General features: G+C 67.8%; 20 protein-coding genes. 9 read left to right on the top strand and 11 right to left on the bottom strand.

What is annotated here, in order from left to right; translation table 11 throughout:
• From recJ to HMH01_RS12275, 8 genes are all read right to left on the bottom strand, one after another.
• Window positions 1-1,752, bottom strand: coding sequence for a single-stranded-DNA-specific exonuclease RecJ (recJ, locus tag HMH01_RS12310; protein ID WP_171325979.1), 1,752 nt, complete (start codon window positions 1,750-1,752; stop codon window positions 1-3).
• The gene (locus HMH01_RS17845) at window positions 1,749-1,982 is read right to left on the bottom strand and encodes a hypothetical protein (RefSeq protein ID WP_171325977.1); all 234 of its coding nucleotides are present in this window, start codon (window positions 1,980-1,982) and stop codon (window positions 1,749-1,751) included. Before HMH01_RS17845 ends, recJ begins: the two co-directional genes overlap by 4 nt.
• 4 nt (window positions 1,983-1,986) lie before the next feature.
• Window positions 1,987-2,952, bottom strand: coding sequence for a class II fructose-bisphosphatase (gene glpX, locus HMH01_RS12300; protein ID WP_171325975.1), 966 nt, complete (start codon window positions 2,950-2,952; stop codon window positions 1,987-1,989).
• Between the two features lie 99 nt (window positions 2,953-3,051).
• A complete protein-coding gene (locus HMH01_RS12295; RefSeq protein ID WP_171325972.1) occupies window positions 3,052-4,338 on the bottom strand; it encodes a homoserine dehydrogenase in 1,287 nt (428 codons plus the stop codon).
• 87 nt (window positions 4,339-4,425) lie between these two features.
• Entirely contained in the window at window positions 4,426-4,773 is a 348-nt protein-coding gene (locus tag HMH01_RS12290) for a ribonuclease E inhibitor RraB (RefSeq protein ID WP_171325970.1), read from the bottom strand.
• Window positions 4,770-5,246 (bottom strand): GNAT family N-acetyltransferase, encoded by a 477-nt coding sequence (locus tag HMH01_RS12285; RefSeq protein WP_216366851.1) that lies wholly within the window; start codon window positions 5,244-5,246, stop codon window positions 4,770-4,772. Before HMH01_RS12285 ends, HMH01_RS12290 begins: the two co-directional genes overlap by 4 nt.
• A gap of 7 nt (window positions 5,247-5,253) precedes the next feature.
• Window positions 5,254-6,492, bottom strand: coding sequence for an LL-diaminopimelate aminotransferase (locus tag HMH01_RS12280; RefSeq protein ID WP_171325969.1), 1,239 nt, complete (start codon window positions 6,490-6,492; stop codon window positions 5,254-5,256).
• A gap of 77 nt (window positions 6,493-6,569) precedes the next feature.
• Window positions 6,570-6,887 (bottom strand): hypothetical protein, encoded by a 318-nt coding sequence (locus tag HMH01_RS12275; protein ID WP_171325967.1) that lies wholly within the window; start codon window positions 6,885-6,887, stop codon window positions 6,570-6,572.
• A 68-nt stretch (window positions 6,888-6,955) separates the two neighbouring features.
• Between HMH01_RS12275 and HMH01_RS12270 the strand changes: the two genes are divergently transcribed.
• The gene (locus tag HMH01_RS12270; RefSeq protein WP_216366850.1) at window positions 6,956-8,761 is read left to right on the top strand and encodes a PHA/PHB synthase family protein; all 1,806 of its coding nucleotides are present in this window, start codon (window positions 6,956-6,958) and stop codon (window positions 8,759-8,761) included.
• 5 nt (window positions 8,762-8,766) lie between these two features.
• Here HMH01_RS12270 and HMH01_RS12265 read toward each other — a convergent pair whose 3' ends face one another.
• Complete coding sequence (locus tag HMH01_RS12265) at window positions 8,767-9,672, bottom strand: c-type cytochrome (protein WP_171325965.1); 906 nt, start codon at window positions 9,670-9,672, stop codon at window positions 8,767-8,769.
• Between the two features lie 6 nt (window positions 9,673-9,678).
• Window positions 9,679-10,137 (bottom strand): c-type cytochrome, encoded by a 459-nt coding sequence (locus HMH01_RS12260; RefSeq protein ID WP_171325963.1) that lies wholly within the window; start codon window positions 10,135-10,137, stop codon window positions 9,679-9,681.
• Between the two features lie 120 nt (window positions 10,138-10,257).
• Between HMH01_RS12260 and HMH01_RS12255 the strand changes: the two genes are divergently transcribed.
• From HMH01_RS12255 to HMH01_RS12240, 4 genes are all read left to right on the top strand, one after another.
• On the top strand, window positions 10,258-11,268 hold the full coding sequence (locus HMH01_RS12255; RefSeq protein WP_171325961.1) for a hypothetical protein: 1,011 nt from the start codon (window positions 10,258-10,260) through the stop codon (window positions 11,266-11,268).
• A gap of 29 nt (window positions 11,269-11,297) precedes the next feature.
• On the top strand, window positions 11,298-11,894 hold the full coding sequence (locus HMH01_RS12250; RefSeq protein WP_171325959.1) for a TetR/AcrR family transcriptional regulator: 597 nt from the start codon (window positions 11,298-11,300) through the stop codon (window positions 11,892-11,894).
• A complete protein-coding gene (locus HMH01_RS12245) occupies window positions 11,891-12,550 on the top strand; it encodes a glutathione S-transferase family protein (protein ID WP_171325957.1) in 660 nt (219 codons plus the stop codon). Before HMH01_RS12250 ends, HMH01_RS12245 begins: the two co-directional genes overlap by 4 nt.
• A gap of 127 nt (window positions 12,551-12,677) precedes the next feature.
• Window positions 12,678-13,559 carry a 1-acyl-sn-glycerol-3-phosphate acyltransferase gene (locus HMH01_RS12240; protein ID WP_171325955.1) on the top strand — a complete coding sequence of 294 codons (882 nt, stop codon included), beginning with the start codon at window positions 12,678-12,680 and terminating at the stop codon, window positions 13,557-13,559.
• Between the two features lie 49 nt (window positions 13,560-13,608).
• Here the strand turns inward: HMH01_RS12240 and glyA are convergent, their stop codons facing one another.
• Window positions 13,609-14,904 (bottom strand): serine hydroxymethyltransferase, encoded by a 1,296-nt coding sequence (gene glyA / locus HMH01_RS12235; RefSeq protein WP_171325953.1) that lies wholly within the window; start codon window positions 14,902-14,904, stop codon window positions 13,609-13,611.
• Between the two features lie 196 nt (window positions 14,905-15,100).
• Between glyA and HMH01_RS12230 the strand changes: the two genes are divergently transcribed.
• From HMH01_RS12230 to HMH01_RS12215, 4 genes are all read left to right on the top strand, one after another.
• Entirely contained in the window at window positions 15,101-15,865 is a 765-nt protein-coding gene (locus HMH01_RS12230) for an NAD kinase (protein ID WP_171325951.1), read from the top strand.
• Between the two features lie 72 nt (window positions 15,866-15,937).
• On the top strand, window positions 15,938-17,026 hold the full coding sequence (locus HMH01_RS12225) for an AI-2E family transporter (RefSeq protein WP_171325949.1): 1,089 nt from the start codon (window positions 15,938-15,940) through the stop codon (window positions 17,024-17,026).
• Window positions 17,027-17,028: 2 nt separating this feature from the next.
• On the top strand, window positions 17,029-17,685 hold the full coding sequence (locus tag HMH01_RS12220) for a P-loop NTPase family protein (protein ID WP_171325947.1): 657 nt from the start codon (window positions 17,029-17,031) through the stop codon (window positions 17,683-17,685).
• Window positions 17,686-17,751: 66 nt separating this feature from the next.
• The gene (locus HMH01_RS12215; protein WP_171325945.1) at window positions 17,752-19,929 is read left to right on the top strand and encodes an RNA degradosome polyphosphate kinase; all 2,178 of its coding nucleotides are present in this window, start codon (window positions 17,752-17,754) and stop codon (window positions 19,927-19,929) included.
• Window positions 19,930-19,962: the final 33 nt, after the last annotated feature.

The raw sequence follows: 19,962 nt of genomic DNA, 5'->3' as shown, positions 1-19,962 counted from the left end.
TCATGCCGCGGGGGCAGCGTCCTCGATGCGTAGCCGCGCGCTGCGGCGGCCGCCCCAATCGTCGATTTCCAGCCGTCCCGCGACATGGATCGCACCGCCCGAACCCTGTTCCAGAACCGCGCCCAGCGGCCCGTCCACGGCCCGGAACGCCACGGCCGAAAGCCGGGAAGCGCCGTCGCTCAGCGTCAGGCCGAGATGCGTGTCGCCGAAGCGGCGCACATGGGCGACCCGCATCGAAGCAAAGGCGAATCGCGGCTGTGGCGCCGAGGCGCCGAAGGGGCCCGCCGTTTCCAGCGTTTCCACCAGTTCCGGCGTGGCGCCGCCGGCAGAAAGAAGCCCGTCCACCGCCAGATCGCCCCTGCCCATGCTTCCCGCGCCCTGCCGCTGCAACAGCGCCGCAAGGCGCTCCATCGCCGGCTCGATCATGGCGCTCGCCACGGTCAGGCCCGCGGCCATCCGGTGGCCGCCGCCCTTCAGCAGCAGCCCCTCATGGGCGCAGGTCGCGATCGCAGCCCCCAGATCCACGCCGGAAACGGACCGCCCCGATCCCTTGCCTTCGGCACCGTCCACGCCGATCACGACGGCGGGGCGACCGAAGGCTTCCTTCAGACGCGCCGCGACGATGCCGACAACGCCGGCATGCCAGCCCGCACCCGCGGCCCAGACCAGCGGCCCGTCCGCGCCGCGCGCCTCGGCCTGCGCCATGGCTTCGGCCAGCACGTCAGCCTCGATGGCGCGGCGTTCCTCGTTCAGCCGGTCAAGATCGGCTGCCAGCGCCGCCGCCTCTGCCACGTCTGCCGTGGTCAGAAGCCGCGCGCCCAGATCGGCGCGGCCGACGCGGCCGCCGGCATTGATCCGCGGCCCCAGCAGAAAGCCAAGGTGATAGGGCGCGGGGGCCGCGCGCAGCCGCGCCACATCCGACAGGGCCACCAGCCCTGGCCGCTCGCGCCGGGCCATGACCTTCAGCCCCTGGCGCACCAGCGCCCGGTTCAGCCCCAGCAGCGGCGCGACATCGGCCACGGTCGCCAGCGCCACCAGGTCCAGCAGCCGGATCAGGTCCGGCTGCGGCTTGCCCTGCGCCCTGAGCGCCCGGTTGAGCGACACGAGAAACAGGAACACGACTCCGGCGGCGCACAGATAGCCATGCTCGGAGGTTTCGTCCTGCCGATTGGGGTTCACGACGGCACCCGCGGGGGGCAGGGTCTCGCCGCCCATGTGGTGGTCGAGCACGATCACCTCGGCGCCCGCGGCGCGGGCAGCGGCGATCGGTTCGTGGCTCAGCGTGCCGCAATCCACGCAGACGATCAGGGGGTGGTCGCGCGCCAGCATCTCCATCGCGGGGACATTCGGGCCGTAGCCTTCGTCGATGCGGTCGGGCACATAGATCGTGGGCCGCCGCCCCAGGCTTGCAAGCCAGTCCGACAGCACGGCCGCCGAACAGGCCCCGTCCACGTCGTAATCGGCAAAGATCGCGATGCGGCTGCCGCGCGCCAGATGATCGAGCAGCAGCTCCGTCGCCCGGTCCATGTCGCGAAAGCCCGAGGGATCGGGCATCAGGTCGCGCAGCTTGGGGTCGAGATACGCCTCTGCCGCCTCGGGCGCTATGCCGTTGCGCGCAAGGATCAGCGCGACCGGGTCCGGCAGCCCCGTGGCCTGCGACAGCGCCTGCGCCCGGCGCAGATCCTCGGGCGCGGGGCCGACCCAGCGCCGGCCGGTCAGGGACTGTTCCACCCCGAGAAACGCGCCGTTCACCGCTTCAGCCCCGCGGCCCTGCGGATCAACGCCGAGGCGCCGGTGGTGAAGATCGCGACGCCCGCCACGATGAGCGCCACGGCGGCCAGGATACGCCCCGACATGAGCGTCCAGACGCCGCCTCCGGCCAGCAGGCAGCCAAGCGCCACAAGCAGTAGCTGAAGGCCCGGGCCTTTCCCGGCCCTGGCCTTTCCGGTCTCGTCCTCGTCGAAGCCGACCTTCCGCGTCACCGGATCAGATGTTGTTCTGGCGATAGAACAGGCGGCGCACCGATCCCGTCTTGGACCGCATCAGGATCGTCTCGGTTTCCAGGTAGTCGCCGTCGCGCCGGGCGCCCGATACCAGCGATCCGTTTGTGACCCCGGTCGCCGCGAAGATCACGTCGCGCGTCACCATGTCGTCGCGGGTGTAGATGCGGTCGAGGTCGGTGATCCCGGCCTTGCGCGCGCGGCCACGCTCGTCGTCGTTGCGGAACAGAAGCCGGCCCTGGATCTGGCCGCCCATGCATTTCATCGCGGCCGCCGCCAGCACGCCCTCGGGGGCGCCGCCGGAACCCATGTACATGTGGATGCCGGTCTTGTTCGACTCGGCGGTGTGGATCACGCCCGCCACGTCCCCGTCGGTGATCAGGCGGATGCGTGCGCCGGTCGCGCGGATCTCGGCGATCATCTCCTGGTGGCGGGGGCGTTCCAGCACGCAGACCATGATGTCGGACGGGTTGCAGCCGCGATGCCTGGCCAGCGTCTCGATCCGCTCGGTCGGGGTCATGTCGATGCTGACCAGCCCTTCGGGATAGCCCGGCCCGATCGCGAGCTTGTCCATGTAGACATCGGGCGCGTGCAGCATGGAGCCGCGGGGCCCCATCGCGATCACCGCCAGCGCGTTCGGCATGTCCTTGGCGGTGAGCGTCGTGCCCTCCAGCGGATCGAGGGCGATGTCCACGCCGGGGCCGTTGCCGGTGCCGACCTCCTCGCCGATGTAGAGCATCGGCGCCTCGTCGCGCTCGCCCTCGCCGATCACGACGACGCCCTTGATGTCGAGCATGTTCAGCTGGCGGCGCATCGCATCCACCGCCGCCTGGTCGGCCGCCTTCTCGTCGCCAGAGCCGATCAGTTTCGCCGCGGCGATGGCCGCCGCTTCGGACACGCGGGCCAGGCCCAGCGACAGCATGCGGTCAGAGAAGAGCTCGGTATCGGGCATCGGGTGCATCTCTGTCAGTCCTTCCGGTAGTCGATCACGACGGGTTCGAGGTTCGGGCCACACACTAGCAGAGGCAGCCGCGGTGCAAAGTGCGCATGCTCAGACGGGTTCGATCCGGTAGGCGACCGGTTCGGCGGTGGTGACGTCCATGGTCATTATGTCGGCCAGCGCCCGGTCCAGATCGGCCCGTGCGCAGGCATGGGTCACGATCAGGACCGGCGCCTCGTCCGTCTCGTGCTGGATCTGGCGCATCCGGTCGATCGAGATGCCGGCGCGGCCAAGCGCGTCGGCGACGCGCGCCAGCGTACCGGGCCGGTCGGCCAGGCCGAGCCGCAGGTAATAGGGCGCCGGCGCCGCCAGGCCCGAGCGCTGCGGCGCGGAAAGCATCCGGGCCGGCACGCCGAAAGATGGAACCTTTGCGCCCCGCGCGATGTCGATCACGTCCGCCATCACGGCCGAGGCGGTGGGCCCGGCGCCCGCTCCGGGGCCCTGATAGACGGTGCGGCCGATGAAATCGCCCTCGAGCACGACCATGTTCGTGACCCCCTCGAGTTGGCCCAGCGGCGAATGGTCTGGCACGAGGCAGGGCTGCATCCGCTGCTCGACCCCATCCGGCGTGAGGGCCGCCACACCCAGAAGCTTGATCGCGTAGCCCATCTCGCGCGCGTGGCGGATGTCGGTCAGCGTCACCCGCTCGATCCCCTCGATCTGGATGGCGTCGTAGTCCACTTCCGTGCCGAAGGCGGTGGCGCTCAGCAGCGCAAGCTTCTGGGCTGCGTCGAACCCGCCCACGTCGAAGGTGGGATCCGCCTCGGCATAGCCAAGCCGCTGCGCATCGGCAAGGATATCGGCATAGGCGCCGCCGGTGCGTTCCATCTCTGTCAGGATGTAGTTGCAGGTGCCGTTCATCACACCCAGCACCCGGGTCATGCCGTTTGCGGCCATGCCCTCGGTCAGCGCCTTCACGATCGGGATGCCGCCCGCGACGGCCGCCTCGTAGCGCAGCGAGACACCCTTTTCCTCGGCAAGGGCTGCAAGCCGCGTGCCGTGGCGCGCCATCATCGCCTTGTTCGCGGTCACGACATGCTTGCCGGCGGCCAGCGCGGTTTCGGTCGCGACGCGCGCGGTCCCGTCCTCGCCGCCCATCACTTCGACCAGCAGGTCCACGTCGTCGCGACGCGCCAGCGCAACCGGGTCGTCCTCCCAGTCGAAACCCGACAGGTCGACACCGCGATCCTTGGTGCGCGATCGGGCCGATACCGCCACCAGCCGGATCTCGCGCCCGGCCCGCGCGGTGATCAGCTCCGCATGCGTCTGGAGGATGGTCACCATCCCCGCCCCGACGGTGCCAAGGCCGGCGAGCGCGATGCGAAGCGGTTGGGTCATGGAGGGGAGCCTTTCGGGTGAGGTCTGCGTCGCGCGAACCCTTACGTCAATCGCGCGGCGATGGGCAAGGGGCGCGCGCGCCTTGCCTCAGGGCTCCAGAAAGCCCCACCCGTCAGCCGTGTAGCCGTGGATCAGCGCCAATCGGGTCGTCCGTTCCTCGTGGCGCCAGATATCGTCGGCGCTCAGCCGCACGCCGTCGACCTGCGCCTCGACGAAGGGCGCGTCGGCGTCCTCGACCTGTTCCGCCCGGTAGCCGAACATCTTCAGCTTGCGCAGGAAGCCTTCGGCGTCCGCCTCTGGACCGGGCTGGAATTGCAGGTCGAGCGTGATCTCCATGCCCTCGGTCAGGTCCGTCTCTGCCAGAAGCTCCCGCAGGGTCAGGACGGTCTCGGCCTGCTGATGCTCGAAATCCCAGGGCTCCGTTTCTTCGGTCATGGCGTGCTCAGGCTCCTGCGCAGGATCAGGCTGGTGGGGCGATCATAGCCGGGATGCGAAGCGGTTCCCACCTGCATGAAACCCATCGCGTCATAGGCGGCCTGAACCTCGTGCAATTCGATGCGCACCTGCAATTCCAGCGCCGGCAGACCGCGCCCGCGGGCGATGTCGTCCGCCGCTGCCATCAGCGCCCGGGCGATGCCGCGCCTGCGATGGGCCGCGTCCGTCGCGACCTTGCCGATGTAGAGTGCCGTTGGCTTCGGTGTACAGAAGGCACAGCCGACGACCTGCGACCCGTCCCGCGAAAGGACCAGATCACCCGCGGCCGCAAGTCCGCGCAGGCATTCGGCATCCATCCGGCCCAGCGAGGAGGGCGGATCGACCCGCCCCTCCATGTAGGCGAAGGACCGGCGCAGAAGGTCCAGCAGCGCCGGCCATTCGGCGAAGTCGGCGCGCGCGGGGGCCACCTGCATCCGTGGATCAGACGGCCGCGGCCGCCTCGGCCTCGTATTTCGACAGCAACGCCTCGGCGTTCGAGAGCACGCGTTTCACCCCGCGCGCGGCCTGGCGGATGCGCTGCTCGTTCTCCACCAGCCCGATGCGGACATAGCCCTCGCCGTATTCGCCGAAGCCGATGCCGGGGGCGACCGCGACCTCTGCCTCGGTCAGCAGCATCTTGGAGAAGCCCATCGAGCCCAGCTTTTCGAACACGGGCGGGATCGGCGCCCAGGCGAACATGGTGGCGGGCGGCGGCGGGATGTCCCAGCCGGCGCGCGACATGCTGTCCACCAGCACGTCGCGGCGCCGGCGATAGATGTCGCGGATCTCGTCGATGCAGTCGTCGGGACCGTTCAGCGCGGCGGCAGCCGCGACCTGCACGGGGGTGAAGGCGCCGTAATCGAGATAGGACTTGATCCGGGTCAGCGCCCCGATCAGCCGGTGGTTGCCCACCGCAAAGCCCATCCGCCAGCCGGGCATGGCATAGGTCTTGGACAGCGAGGTGAATTCGACCGCGATTTCCTTCGCGCCCTCGACCTGCAACACCGAGGGCGGCGGGTTGCCGTCGAAATAGATCTCGGCATAGGCGAGGTCGGACAGCACCCAGACCTCGTGCCTGCGGGCAAAGCGGATGAGTTCCTTGTAGAAATCCAGATCCGCCAGCTGTGCCGTCGGGTTCGAAGGAAAGCTCACCACCAGCGCCACCGGCTTCGGCACCGAATGCGCCACCGCCCGGTCGAGCGCGCGCATGTAGGCCTCGGGGTTGAAGACGCCGTTCTCCAGCGTCTGGATATGCCGCAACGTGCCGCCGGCGATCATGAAGCCGTAGGGGTGGATCGGGTAGGACGGGTTCGGCACCAGCATCACGTCGCCGGGTGCTGTTATCGCCATGGCCAGGTTCGCCAGCCCCTCCTTTGAGCCCAGCGTCGCGATGACCTCTGTCGCGGGGTCGAGTTTGACCCCGAAGCGCCGCTCGTAATAGCCGGCCTGCGCCCGCCGCAGACCCGGAATGCCCTTGGACGCGGAATAGCGGTGGGTGCGGGGGCGGCGCACGGTCTCGATCATTTTCTCGACGATATGGGCGGGCGTGTCCATGTCCGGATTGCCCATCCCGAAGTCGATGATGTCCATGCCCTGTGCCCGGTACTCTGCCTTCAGGCGGTTCACCTCGGCAAAGACGTAGGGCGGCAGGCGCTTGATGCGGTAGAACTCTTCGGACATCGGCTGGGTCCCGGGTTGCAGGGAAATGCGCGCGTTATAGCGCCCTGCCGGACGCCTGCACAACGGTCAATTCAAGCTTATCGGGCTGCCGTCCCGGCGGAAAGGCGCTCGCGCTCTTCCTCGGTCAGGGGCGGGATCGTGGCAGCAGGGATACGGGCGCGCAGGCTTGCCGCGCGCGCCTCGAGCGTGTCGATCTCCGCCGTCCGGTCCGGCGCGGCCGCGGTCGCTTCTGTCATTTCGGGCAGGGTCAGCAACTCGGGATAGCCCGCGATGCGCGCGGCAGGGGCCGGGGCGGCCTCGGGTGGCACCAGATCGCAACCGGCGGCCAGCAGCAACGCGCCCAGCAGGGTGACCCGGCGGCACCGTTGCGGTAAGAGTGGAAGTGATCGCTGCATCGCGCCCGTCCTGTTGATGTCACAGGATAGGCGCGGGGCTTTGGCACCGCAAGGAAGGGCAGACTGCAATGACCGCAGAGGACGATCGCACGCTTGTCGAGCAAAGCGCCGAGATGGCGGCCAACATGACCGAGGTCATGGAGACGAGCCAGAAGATCTGGGCGAAGTTCCTCGAGAAACAGGCCGAGGATGGCCTGCCGCGCAATCCCGACCCGCTGAACACCTTTCCGGCCTGGATGGCGCTGGGCAAGGCGATGGCCGACAACCCCAAGCAGGTCGCGGACGCGACGCTGGATTTCTGGGCGGCGCAGACGGCGCTGTGGCAGGCCGCCACGCTGAAATGGCTGGGCGCCAGGGATGCAGAGATGCCCGAGCTTCCGCACAGGGCGCCTGCCGGCAAGCGTTTCCAGCACAAGGACTGGTCCGAGAACGCGCTTTTCGACTACCTGAAGGAAAGCTACCTGCTGACTTCGGGCTGGATCAACCACACCGTCCACACCGTCGGAGAGATGGACCCGCGGGAGCGCAAGAAGGCCGAGTTCTACACCCGCAACTTCGTCGAGGCGATGAACCCCGCCAATTTCTTCGCCCTCAACCCCGAGGTGCTGGAGGCGACCGCCGAACAGCGCGGCGCGAATCTGGTGCGCGGGCTCAAGATGATGCTGGCCGACCTGGAACGCGGCAAGGGCCAGCTTCTGATCCGGCAGACCGACATGGACGCCTTCGAGGTGGGCCGCGACATGGCCGTCAGCGAAGGCGCGGTGATCTTCGAGAACGACATCCTCCAGCTGATCCAGTACGCGCCTGCCACGGAACAGGTCCACGCAAAGCCGCTGCTGTTCATTCCGCCCTGGATCAACAAGTACTATGTGCTCGACCTGAACCAGAAGAAGTCGATGGTGCGCTGGCTGGTCGGGCAGGGCCACACGGTGTTCATGATCTCGTGGGTGAACCCCGACGAGCGTCAGCGCGACGAGACCTGGGACAGCTACCTGACCAAGGGCGCGATCGCCGCGATCGATGCAGCCCTCAAGGAGACGGGGCAGAAATCGCTCAACATCGCCTCCTACTGCATCGGCGGCACGCTGGCGGGCACGCTGATGGCCTATTTCGGCAAGACGAAGGACAAGCGCGTCGCCTCGGCTACCTTCTTCACGGCGCAGCTCGATTTCTCGGATGCGGGCGAGTTGCAGGTCTTCGTCGATGACGAGACGATCCGCGCCGTCGATGCCGAGATGGAAAAGGGCTACCTGCCCGCGCAGAAGATGGCGGCTGCCTTCAACATGCTGCGTTCGAACGACCTGATCTGGTCCTATGTCGTGAACAATTACCTGCTGGGCAAGGATCCGTTCCCCTTCGACCTGCTGTACTGGAACGCGGATTCCACCTCGATGCCGGCCAAGGTGCATCACTTCTACCTGGACCATTTCTACGACGACAACGATTTCGCCGAAGGGCGGCTATCGGTGCTGGACACTCCCGTGACGCTCGCCGATATCCGCGGCCCGGTCTACCATGTCGCCACCAAGGAGGATCACATCGCCCCGGCGGACTCGGTCTATCGGGGCGCCCGGCGGATGACCGGGGCCGATGTGCGCTTCGTCCTGTCGGGCTCGGGTCATATCGCCGGCGTGGTCAACCCGCCCGCGGCGCAGAAATACCAGTTCTGGACCAATGACGACCTTTCCAGCGACGAGCTGTCGCGCTGGATGGCCGAGGCAGAGGAACATCCGGGCAGCTGGTGGACCGACTGGGATGCCTGGCTTGCCGCCCGCTCCGGGCGCAAGGTGCCCGCGCGCCAGCCGGGTGCCGTCCATGGCGTGATCGAGCCCGCGCCGGGCCGCTATGTGAAGGTCCGCTTCGACCAGCGGTAGCCGCGTCAGCCGTCCGCGGGCGGCACTGGCGGCACTGCCTTCAGATAGGCCGCGATGGCCTGCCGGTCCTCGGGCGGCAGCTTGGCAAGGTTCTCGACCACCGGAACCATGGATCCGCCGACGCTGTCGAAATCCGGGGTGAAGCCCGTCTCGAGATAATAGGCGATATCGCCTTCGGACCATGTCAGCGCATCGCCATGGGGCGTGATGTTGGGGATGTTTCCGGGCCCGTTGGGGTTCGGCGCGCCCGCAAGCCAGGCGCTGCGGTCCAGTCCGCCGAAGCTGTCCCGCGGCGTGTGGCACTCGCCGCAATGGGCGATCCCCTCGACCAGCGCCTGTCCGCGCGCGACCAGCGGATCGTCCGGGACCGGCATCACCGGCGACGGATCGAGATAGCGCGCCTTCCACAGCCCGATGCCTGCCCGGATGTTGTAGGGAAAGCCAAGCTCGTGGTCCGGCGCCACGTTGTCCGACGCGGGAAGGGTGCGGAGATAGGCCAGCAGGTCCAGCACGTCTGTCGGATCCATCCGGGCATAGGATGTATAGGGGAAGGCCGGATAGTAATGGCTGCCCTCGGGCGAGGTGCCGTGCAGCATGGCGGACAGGAATTCCGCCTCGGTCCAGCCGCCGATCCCCGCCTCCGGGTCGGAGGAGATGTTGGGAACGACGAAGACGCCGAAATCCGACTCGATGCGCTGACCGCCGGCCAGCACCAGCGTCGCGTCCCCCTCCGCGCCGGGCGCCGCGTGGCAGGATGCGCAGCCGCCTGCCGCAAAGAGCAGCGCGCCGTTCTCCAGGTCGGGGCCGTGGTCGGGAATATCACCTGACGCGACCGTCAGGGGCCGCGTCAGAACATATCCCGCCGCCGCCCCGACAAGCGCCAGCGCGGCAATGCCGGTCAGCAGGCGCATGGGCGATCAGCGCTCGACGCGGTAGTTCTGGTGGCAGGACCGGCAGCCCTGGCCGACGGGACCAAATGCGGCGGCAAGCGCCTCCATGTCCTGCGGTTCGGCGGCGACAGCGGCCTCGAGGGCTGCGTCGAATTTTGCGATCTCGGCGTCGAAATCGGCGCGGTTCTCCCAGATGGCGGGCGCGGCCGCGTCCTTGTTCGACCCGGCGAGTTCCGTGCCTTCGGGGAACAATTCGCCAAAGCCCTGCGCCGCGTCGCGCATCGCGACCAGCGCCGCGTTGGCCGCTGCGGCATCGAAGGGAGTGTTTCCGCGCAGCATGTCGCCGACGATCTGGGTGGACTGGCCCACCGTTGTCATCTTGGCCTCGCGCAGCGCCACCGGGTCGTGGGCCTCTGCCACCGCGAAGGAAGCGGCGCCGACGGCGGCGAGGGATGCGAAAACGCAAAGGATCGGTCGGATCGTCATGGAAATGCCCTCCGGGGTTGTGTCATCAGGATCAACTAGCGGCCTGCGCGAGGCGATCAAAACCCAGATCGGGCTTTCACGGGAAAATGAACGCTGTAGAACGCTGGGGCGAGGCGGGGCATGGGTGCTGACGGCGTGCGATACCTGAAACAAAGACGGATCCTCGGTCCCCGACTGGATCGCCTGAGCGGCCGTCAGGTGCTGATCCACGCCCGCAGACCGGTGGCCGAAAGGATCTGTGCGCGCGAGATCGATTTCTTCAACGCCCTCGCGGATCTTGCCGACGGCGCCGGTCTGCCTGTGCGTGTCGTCGCGGCCAGTCACGCGAACCGCGCGGCGGCGGCACGGGATACGCGGCACCTGAATGTCATCATGGGGGCCGCGGGCCCGCTGTCGGGACCGCATCTGCTGCATGCCTGCCCGACCTATCTGCACGGGTTCTGGTATTTCGACCCGCTTGGCGCGCGGCATCATTCCTCGTTGGGGCACATCCCGTGCGATCTGTCCGCCGTCCCGCCATCCGAGGCCGCGGCGCTGGTGACGCGGCTTCGGTCCGCGCTCGTCGTGGAGAACCGTTCGAAATACCCGCAGCCCGAACGCGGCGCGGTGCCGCTGGAACAGGGCTCCATCGCCGTCTTCGCGCAAGAGCCGATCCCCGCGACCGAAGGCCAGTTCCACATCGACCTTGTCTCCCTCATACAGGCGACGATCGCTTCGGCGGGGGGGCGGCGCGTCTATCTCAAGCCGCATCCGAGGCAACAGCCGGCACTTCTGGAACGGATCCGCGCCTTCCACGATCCCGCACGCGGTGTCGAGGTGGTCGAGGCCAGCGTCCACGACCTGCTTGCGGCCTGTGCCTTCACGGTCAGCCAGGCCTCGGCGGTCGCCTTCGAGGGCTTCGTGCACGGCAAGCCCGCGATCCTGGCCGGGGTCACGGATTTCGCCGCGAACGCGGTCACGATCCCGGACCCGGCAGCGATGCCCTCTGCGATGGACCAGGTGATGCGTCGCGATTTCGACCATGCCAGGTTCCTGCACTGGTTCCTGATCGGGCAGTGTCTGGAACCGGACGCCCCCGATTTTTCCGCCCGGCTGGCCGCCAGGATCCGGGCGACCGGCTTTCCGTTGTAATCTGAACGATCGTTCAGTAAGTTTCCGAAATGGCAAGAAGATCAGGCTCCAACGGCGAACAGACGGCACGCGACATTCGCGATGCCGCGATGCGCCTGTTTGCCGACCAAGGCTATGCCGCCGTCTCGATGCGGCAGATCGCGCGGGCGGTCGGGGTGCAGGCAGGCGCGCTTTATCTCTACACCCCCGACAAGCAGAGCCTGCTGTCCGACATGATGATCGCCCATCTCGAGGATCTGCTGGCCGCCTGGGGCAAGGCGAGGTGCGAGAGCGACGATCCACGGGCGCGGCTCGAGGATTTCGTGCGTTTCCACATCCGCTATCACCTGTCCAGGGTGGACGAGGTCTTCATCGCCTACATGGAACTGCGCAACCTGACGCCCGAGAATTTCGCCCGGGTCGAGCGGCTGCGAAGGCTTTACGAGAACGTCCTCCAGGAGATCCTTCAGGATGGGGCGGCGCGCGGCATCTTCCGCCTGTCGGACGCGCGGATCGCAACGCTTGCACTGATCGCCATGCTGACCGGGATCACCAACTGGTACCGGGCCGGTGGCCGCCTGTCGCCCGAACGCATCGAGGAAATCTACATCGAGATGGCGCTGGGTGCCGTCGGGGCCGCCAGATGAGCGGGATCGTGCTGCATCACTGCCCGGAGTCGCGTTCGATGCGCAGCCTGTGGCTTCTGCACGAGATCGGCCTTCCGTTCCGGGTGGTGACGCACGCGCTTTCGGACCTGCGCGACCCCGAGTACCTCGCGATCCACCCGCTGGGCCGGGTGCCCGCGCTGGTGGATGGACCCGTCACCCTTTTCGAGAGCGGGGCGATCTGCGAATACCTTTGCGAGCAGTACGACCCCGGCATGCTCTGGCGCTGGCCGGGCCATGCGGACCGCGCCGCCTGGCTGCAATGGCTGCATTTCGCCGAAACCATGGGCCAGCACCTTGCGGCGCTGACCCAGCAGCACATCGCGATCCGCGAGGACAGGGACCGCTCTCCGGTGGTGATGAAGCTCGAGGCGCGCCGACTGGAGAAATGCCTCGGCGTGATCGAGTCGGCGCTGGGCGACCGGCCCTACCTGTTGCCGGGCGGGTTCACCGCGGTGGACACCGGCATCGGCTACGGCGTACATGTGGCCCGGCATTTCGTCGACCTGTCGCCGTATCCGGCGGTGGCCGCCTATCACGCAAGGATCGAAGGCCGGGCGGCGTTTCGCCGATCCCTGCCGCAGGAAGGCGCACCGCGCATTTACTCCCGGCCATTTTACGCCATCTGGCCCGGCTGAGCGCGGTACGGCTTTATGGCCCGCGCACGGCTTGGTAATAATGTCACGGATGCGTGATATCGGGTTGGTACGGCGTGGGCGTGCGCCCCGCCGCATCGAAGGTCTGGTCAATCGGGGGCAACATCGAATGAGAGAGCGTGTAGACCCGCTTATCGCGGAACGGGCGCCCTGGCTCTACCGGCCCGGCGCCCATATCCGGATCGCCCGTGGACTGCTGCACCTGATGCTGGGCTATGATCTGACCATCCAGATCGCCGAGGAGATCCAGGATCTGCCCGCGCCCGAGATGATGGACGCGCTGGCGGACATGATCGCGCAGAACGTCGACGTGTCGGGGCTTGAGCGCATCCCCGAGTCGGGCCCGGCGATGATCGTCTGCAACCATCCGACCGGCATCGCCGACGGGATCATCCTGTGGTCCGTGTTGCGCCAGCGACGGCCAGACCTTTTCTTCTTCGCCAACAAGGACGCGATCCGCGTCATGCCGCAGCTTGCGGACATCATCGCGCCGGTGGAATGGCGGCCCGAGAAGCGGTCCCACGGATCCAACCGCGAGACGCTGACCTATGCCGCCAACGCCTTCAAGGACGGGCGCATGGCGGTGCTGTTCCCGTCGGGCCGGCTGGCCAAGCGGCGCGGCCTGAAACTCTACGAGCGGCCCTGGATGCCCTCGGCCGCGATGCTGGCCCGCAAGTACGAACTGCCCGTGGTGCCGATGCACATAAAGGCCCGCAACTCGGCGCTGTTCTACCTGTTCGACGCGATCCACCCCACGCTGCGCGACGTGACCCTGTTCCACGAGGTCATCAACAAGACGCAGCACAGCTTCAAGATCCGCACCGGCAAGCCGCTCGACGGCGCGAGCCTGTCGAAGGACAGCGTGGCCGCGACCGACACGCTGCTGCGCGCCACCATGCGTGCCGCAGAGGAAGGGGAATATTCCGTGCTGATCCCCCGCGCCCGTGGCCGGGCGATCCGGCGGCGCAAGGTGACGACGGTATCTCTCTGACGTCACAGGGGATGCGGGGGCAGGGCGGTCCCGCCCCCGCAGGACCGGCTCAGAGCCGGTCGTAGATCGGGAAGCGATCGCAGAGCGCCTGCACCTTCGCCTTTACCGCGTCTTCCACGGCGCCGTTGCTCTCGGCGCCATTGGCGGCAAGCCCGTCCACCACCTCGACGATCAGGCGGCCGATCTCGGCGAACTCGGCCTCGCCGAAGCCGCGGGTGGTGCCCGCGGGCGTGCCAAGGCGGATGCCGCTCGTCACGGTGAACTTCTCGGTGTCGAAGGGGATGCCGTTCTTGTTGCAGGTGATGTGCGCGCGGCCCAGCGACTTCTCGGCCTCGTTGCCCTTCACGCCCTTGGGGCGCAGGTCCACCAGCATCACATGGGTGTCGGTGCCGCCGGTGGTGATGGCAAGACCGCCCTCGATCAGGCTTGCGGCCAGCGCCTTCGCGTTGCGCACCACCGCCTGCTGGTAGTCGGCGAATTCGGGGCGCAGCGCCTCGCCGAAGGCGACGGCCTTGGCGGCGATCACATGCATCAGCGGGCCGCCCTGGATGCCGGGGAAGATGGCCGAGTTGAACTTCCTGGCCAGGTCCTCGTGGTTGGTCAGGATGATGCCGCCGCGCGGGCCACGCAGGGTCTTGTGCGTGGTCGATGTGAGCACGTGCACATGCTCCATCGGGTTCGGATAGACGCCGCCCGCGATCAGCCCCGCGAAATGCGCCATGTCGGCCATCAGATAGGCACCGACCTTGTCCGCGATGGCGCGGAAACGCTTCATGTCGATGATCCGCGGAATGGCCGAGCCGCCCGCGATGATGAGCTTCGGCTTGTGCTTGAGTGCCAGTTCCTCGACCTGGTCGTAGTCGATATCCAGCGTGTCCTCGCGCACGCCGTAATGCACGGCGTTGAACCACTTGCCCGACATGTTGGGCGCGGCGCCGTGGGTCAGATGACCGCCGGCGGCCAGGTCCATCGCAAGAAAGGTGTCGCCCGGCTGGAGCAGCGACAGGAACACCGCCTGGTTCGCCTGGCTGCCGGAATTCGGCTGGACGTTGGCATAGCCGCAGTCGAACAGCTTGCAGATGCGCTCGATCGCCAGTTCCTCGGCGATGTCGACGTACTGGCACCCGCCGTAATAGCGCCGGCCCGGATAGCCCTCGGCGTACTTGTTGGTCATCACCGAGCCCTGCGCCTCCATCACGGCGGCAGAGACGATGTTCTCCGAGGCGATCAGCTCGATCTCGTCGCGCTGGCGGCCCAGCTCCTTGCGGATCGCGCCGAACAGCTCGGGGTCGCGGGTTTCCAGTTTCTCGGTGAAAAAGCCGTCGTCGCGGACGATGTCCTTCATCGCGGGCACTCCTGTAGGAATTTCGGCATTGGCGCCCCAATACCCCATCGGCGGGGGGGCATAAAGCGCCATTCCGCCGCGTCTGGCGCTCTGCCGCGCGAAACTTTGCCGCCTATCGGCAACTTCCGCCGCTTGCCTGTGCCGGCCGAGGCCCTAGAGTGGCGCGGGGTCCGGCCGGCGAAGGAAAGCGCGAAGAATGGGTTACGAGAAGATCTGCTTCACCGCGAGCCCGGCCGAGGTGGCGCAGGAAGCGGGGCGGCGGCTTGCGTCCCGCTACGGGTCTGTTGCGGCAGACGAAGCCGACGTGATCGTGGCGCTGGGCGGCGACGGCTTCGTGCTGGCGACCCTGCATGACACGCAATCGCTGGGCGTGCCCGTCTACGGCATGAACCGCGGCACCGTCGGCTTCCTGATGAACGCCTACCGCGAAGAGGGGCTGCGCGAGCGGCTGGAGGCGGCGGAGCTGACCGAGATCCACCCCCTCACGATGCATGCGGTCACGCTTGGCGGGCGGACCCAGGACGCGCTTGCCATCAACGAGGTGTCGCTGCTGCGCGCCGGGCCGCAGGCGGCAAAGCTGAAGATCTTCGTCGACGGGCGCGAGCGGATGTCGGAACTGGTCTGCGACGGGGCGATGATCTGCACGCCCGCCGGTTCCACCGCCTACAACTACTCGGCCCATGGCCCGATCCTTCCCATCGGATCGAACGTGCTGGCGCTGACCGCGGTGGCGGCGTTCCGGCCGCGGCGCTGGCGCGGCGCGCTGCTGCCATCCACGGCCCATGTCCGCATCGAGGTGCGCGACCCCGACAGGCGCCCGGTGCTTGCCGCGGCCGACAGCCTCGAGGTGCGCAACGTCGTTTCGGTGGACATCCACGAAGAGCAGCGCGTCACCCACCGCATCCTGTTCGACCCCGGCCACGGCCTGGAGGAGCGGCTGATCCGCGAACAGTTCGCCTGACGGTCGGGTACCGGCAGGCTTGCATCCGGGCGCCCGCTGGACCATGTCTTCCCCCATGGACACGAGGGCGCAATGGGTCTGAGCACGCGTGAGCAGGTTCGCTACTGGGGTATCGCCGCGGCGGTGCTCATTGCCTTCGCGTGGGTGATGGGCAACACGCTGCTGCCCTTCATCGTGGGCGCGGCCATCGCCTATCTGCTCGACCCGCTGGCCGACCGGCTGGAGACGCGCGGCTTCAGCCGCGTGGCTGCGACCGCCGTCATCACCGTGCTGTCGGCGCTGCTTTTCATCACGTTGCTGCTGGTGGCCGTGCCGCTGATCGTGCAGCAGGTGCAGGGGCTGATAACGGCGGCGCCCGATCTTGTGGCGCGCCTGCGCGATGCGCTGAGCATCCGTTTCCCGGACTTCTTCGACGAGGGTTCTGCCCTGCGCCGCAGCTTCGCGGGGATGGAGGATTCGCTGAAAAGCGGTGGCCTGACCGTCGTGCAGACCTTGCTGTCCTCGTCCCTTGCCGTGGTCGACGCGCTGCTGGTGCTGGTGCTGGCCCCGGTGATCGCCTTCTACCTGCTTCTGGACTGGGATCGCATGATCGACAGGATCGACGACCTGATCCCGCGCGAGCATGTCGGCACGGTCCGCCGCCTGGCCAAAGAATCGGACGAGGTTCTCAGCGGCTTCGTGCGCGGCCAGCTTCTGGTGGGCGTGATCCTCGGCACCTTCTATGCCGTGTCGCTGGGCATCATCGGATTGCAGTTCGGTGTCGTGGTGGGGCTTTTTGCCGGCATCATCTCGTTCATCCCCTTCGTCGGCTCGATCCTGGGCGGGGCCATCTCCATCGGGCTGGCGCTGTTCCAGTTCTGGGGCGACTGGTGGATGATCCTGGCGGTTGCGGCCGTCTTCGGGATCGGCCAGGCGGTCGAGGGCAACGTGCTCACGCCCAAGCTGGTGGGGGGGCGGATCCGCCTGCATCCGGTGGCGCTGATCTTCGCGCTGTCGGCCTTCGGCGCGCTTCTGGGCTTTGCGGGCATGCTGATCGCGGTGCCGGTGGCGGCGGTAATCGGCGTGATGACCCGTTTCCTGATCGAGCAGTACAAGGGCGGGCGGCTCTATACCGGCCCCGAGCGCCGCGACGATGACGCGCCGCGCGACGCCGCGGAATAGGCATGGCAGGCCAGCTTTCGCTCGATCTGAAGTTCCGCCCGGCACTGGGGCGTGAGGCGTTTCTCGTCTCGGAGTCGAACGCCACCGCGCTTGCTGCGGTCGAGGCGTGGAAGGACTGGCCCGGCGGCAAGCTGGCCCTGTGCGGCCCGGCCGGCGCCGGCAAGACCCACCTTGCCCATGTCTGGGCCGAGATGACCGGCGCCTCCATCGTCAGCGCGAAGGAGGCAGGCACTGCCTTGCTGGGCACCGAGCGGCTGGTGATCGAGGACGTGGACCGCGTCGCGGGCGATCCGGCGGCGGAAGAACGGCTTTTCCACCTGCACAACGCCACCCTCGCGGCTGGCGGCCGGCTTCTGGTGACAGGGCGCAGCGCGCCGCGGCACTGGGCGCTGGGCCTGCCCGACCTTGCCAGCCGGCTGTCCGCGGCCGGTGTGGCGCGGCTCGAAAGCCCGGACGAGGCGCTGCTGGCCGGCGTCCTGGTCAAGCTGTTCGCGGACCGCCAGATCCGGGTGAAGCCCGCGCTGGTAAGCTACCTGACCCGGCGGATCGACCGATCGATCCCGGCGGCACAGGCGGCGGTCGCGGCGCTGGACCGCGCGTCGCTTGCGGGCGCGCGCCCGGTGGGCGTGAAACTCGCGGCGGAACTGCTCGGCGAGTAAGCGCCGCACTGGACAGCCCGCCGGCCTGTCATCACAGTGTCATCATACCCCAATCATAAGCCGATCATGTACAACGCCGATTTCCTCGAAGCACCCCTGCCGGACCCGATCCTGCCCGACGGATTCGATCCCACCTCGCCGCAGCGGTTCTTCAACCGCGAGCTGAGCTGGCTGGAGTTCAACCTGCGTGTCCTCGAAGAGGCCGAGAACACCGCCGTGCCGCTGCTGGAGCGGGTGCGCTTCCTGTCGATCTCGGGCTCCAACCTGGACGAGTTCTATTCCGTCCGCGTGGCGGGGCTTCGCGGCATGCTGCGAGAGGGGGTGACGCGCACCTCGGCAGACGGGCTGAGCCCGTCCGAACAGCTTTCGCGCATCGACGAGAAGGCGCGCGTGCTCATGGCCCGGCAGAACAAGTGCTGGACGCGGCTTCTGGCCGAACTCGCCCAGGCGGGGATCCGGATCCTGCGGCCCGACGAACTGACCGACGAGGATCGCCGGACGCTCGACCGGCATTTCATGGCGCAGGTGTTCCCGATCCTGACACCCTTGGCGATCGATCCGGCGCATCCCTTCCCCTTTATCCAGAACACCGGGTTCGCGCTGGCGCTGCAACTGCGCCGCCGCCCCGACGGTCAGCCGCTCGAGGCGCTGCTGCCGATCCCCGCGCAGGTGCCCCGCTTCACCCGGCTGGATCGCGGCCCTGATGGCGAGGCGCGCTACCTTCTGCTGGAGGATCTGATCGGCGTCTTTCTCGACAAGCTTTTCCCCGGATACGAGGTCGCGGGCAGCTGCACCTTCCGCGTGCTGCGCGACAGCGACATCGAGGTCGAGGAAGAGGCCGAGGACCTGGTCCGCGAGTTCGAGACCGCGCTCAAGCGCCGCCGCCGCGGAGAGGTGGTGCGGCTCAAGATCTCGGCCAGCGCGCCCGAAGACCTGCGCGAGACGATCCTGAAGGAGATGCATGTCGGCCCCGACGAGGTGATCGAGGTGGGCGGCCTGATCGGCATGGCGGCGCTGTCGGAACTGGTGGACCAGGACCGCCCCGACCTGTTGTGGCCGCATTTCACCCCGCGCACGCCCGAGCGGGTGCAGGACCATGACGGCGACATGTTCCGCGCCATCCGCCACAAGGACATGCTGCTGCATCATCCTTACGAAACCTTCGACATGGTGATCCGCTTCCTGAACCAGGCGGCGCAGGATCCGGACGTGCTGGCGATCAAGCAGACGCTCTATCGCACCTCTTCGCAGTCGCCGATCGTCAGCGCGCTTTGCGAGGCGGCCGAGAGCGGCAAGTCGGTGACCGCGCTGGTGGAGCTGAAGGCCCGCTTCGACGAGGCGGCCAACATCCGCCAGAGCCGGATGCTGGAACGTGCGGGCGCGCAGGTCGTCTATGGCTTCACCGACTGGAAGACCCACGCCAAGATCTCGACCGTGGTCCGGCGCGAGGGCGACCGCCTGGTGACCTACACGCATTTCGGCACCGGCAACTACCACCCGATCACCGCGCGCTTCTACACCGACCTGTCGCTTTTCACCTGCGACGAGGCGCTGGGCCGCGACGCGGTCAAGGTGTTCAACTACGTCTCGGGCTACGTCACGCCCGAGGATCTGGAGATGCTGTCGATCGCGCCGATCGCGCTGAAATCGACCATTCTCGACAACCTCGAGGCCGAGGCCGCCCATGCCCGCGCAGGTCGCCCCGCCGCCGTCTGGGCCAAGATGAACGCGGTGATCGACCCTGACGTGATCGACGCGCTCTACGCGGCCAGCCAGGCCGGCGTACAGATCGACCTTGTGGTGCGCGGCATCTGCGGCGTGCGCCCGGGGATCAGGGGCCTGTCCGAGAATATCCGCGTGAAATCCATCGTTGGCCGGTTCCTCGAACATTCCCGCATCGCCTGTTTCGGCAACGGGCACGGCCTGCCATCCGACGAGGCCAAGGTCTACATCTCGTCGGCCGACTGGATGGGCCGCAATCTCGACCGGCGGGTGGAAACGCTTGTCCCCATCACCAACCCCACCGTACATGCCCAGATCGTGCGCCAGATCATGGCCGCGAACCTGGCCGACCAGTCGCAAAGCTGGGTGCTGCAACCCGACGGCACCTACCTGCGCCATGTCGGGGACGGAGAGACGCCGCTGTTCAGCTGCCATCGCTTCTTCATGGAATACCCGTCGCTGTCGGGGCGCGGCCGCGCGGGATCCGAGGATGTGCCGGAACTGATCCACAGCCACGACTGATGCCCCGCCCATCGCGCTGTTGACACGCGCGTG

The organism is Halovulum dunhuangense (assembly GCF_013093415.1).
Taxonomy (GTDB): domain Bacteria; phylum Pseudomonadota; class Alphaproteobacteria; order Rhodobacterales; family Rhodobacteraceae; genus Halovulum; species Halovulum dunhuangense.
This window is presented reverse-complemented; position numbering and strand designations above follow the sequence as displayed.